2 protein-coding genes are annotated in these 1,110 nt (G+C 49.2%); both read right to left on the bottom strand.

Annotation, left to right across the window (positions count from 1 at the left end; all coding sequences use genetic code 11):
• Positions 1–124: 124 nt before the first annotated feature.
• Complete coding sequence (locus tag RCF13_RS10385) at positions 125–697, bottom strand: DUF4142 domain-containing protein (RefSeq protein ID WP_021586712.1); 573 nt, start codon at positions 695–697, stop codon at positions 125–127.
• Positions 698–707: 10 nt separating this feature from the next.
• A partial coding sequence (locus RCF13_RS10380; protein ID WP_308141134.1) for a hypothetical protein occupies positions 708–1,110 on the bottom strand: 403 nt, incomplete at its 5' end.

Below are 1,110 nucleotides of genomic sequence, written 5' to 3'. Positions count from 1 at the left end.
TTGATACTTCGTCCCGATTTTCATTCAGCCCAATTATGTTTTGTTTTTTGTCTGCCTCGGAGCTCATATTTGTAAGCCTTGCAGAGCTGGTCCCAGCATCGGAACATTCGGGTTAAGGAGCCAGCTATTGATGGGCCTGATCAGAACGTTTCAAAAGCCCCTGTTTGGTAAGATATTCCTGTTGTCCCTCCCTTGCCCGATTGAGGTGATGCAGGATCACTGGTAACATTTGCTGGGCATAAATTTGGAGTTCAGTATATTCGCCTGCGCCAGTTTCCCAGGAGAGCAACTGTACCATTTTTTGGTGATCTATAACCTGACTTTGCCAATAGGCCGCTTCACCATCAATGGGCGGCGGAGCAGGGTGGGCTGAGGGAGGCGGAATTTTCACAGCATTGGCAAGCGCTTTTAGTTTTTCTGCCATTCGACCGTGGTCATTCCTCATGCCTAACATAAAGCTCTTCAACGTGTCGCTCTTAGCGTATTTTTCAGCTTGCTCAGTCAATGCAAGCTCGGTCGAATTTCTCGAAAGAGCTAATTGCAGGAAGAGTTTGTCGGTATTGTTCGTTTGTGAGGGGACCGGTAACCCGCTTTCGTTCAGCCTGGTGTCTGGCGATACGAAGCCTGGATTAGGCGCTTGTGCTGAAGCCAGACATCCTGTCCCCAGCAGAAAAACAATCGATAAACGGACCAACACTGTCTTTCTCCTAAAGCGTTCGAAGATAGGCGACGAGCGCCTCTTTTTCGTCTGTTGCCAGCTTGGTTCCCAAGACGAGATTGAAAAACTCGACCGTATCATCAAGGGTCAGCAAGCGTCCGTCATGGAGATATGGTGGAGAATCCTTGATGCCTCGAAGCGTGAAAGTCTTTATTGGCCCGTCGGGCAAGGTGACCATTCCATTGTAGGTTTTCCCGGGCTCATAAAACCGCTCAAGCTTCAGGTCGTGCATATTATTGTCAAGAAATGAGGTTTGAGGGACGTGACACTCAGCGCAGCGTCCATTGCCGAAAAACACTTGCTCCCCCTTCAATTCCAGAGGGCTCGCTTTTTCGGGAACAAGTTTACCGAAAGGATCCAGCTTGGGCGCGGGTGGAAAGTCAATGATGTTT

Source organism: Stenotrophomonas maltophilia group sp. RNC7, from assembly GCF_030910085.1.
Lineage (GTDB): Bacteria > Pseudomonadota > Gammaproteobacteria > Xanthomonadales > Xanthomonadaceae > Stenotrophomonas > Stenotrophomonas sepilia.
The sequence above is the reverse complement of the archived record's forward strand: the minus strand, read 5'-3'. Positions and strand labels throughout refer to the sequence as shown.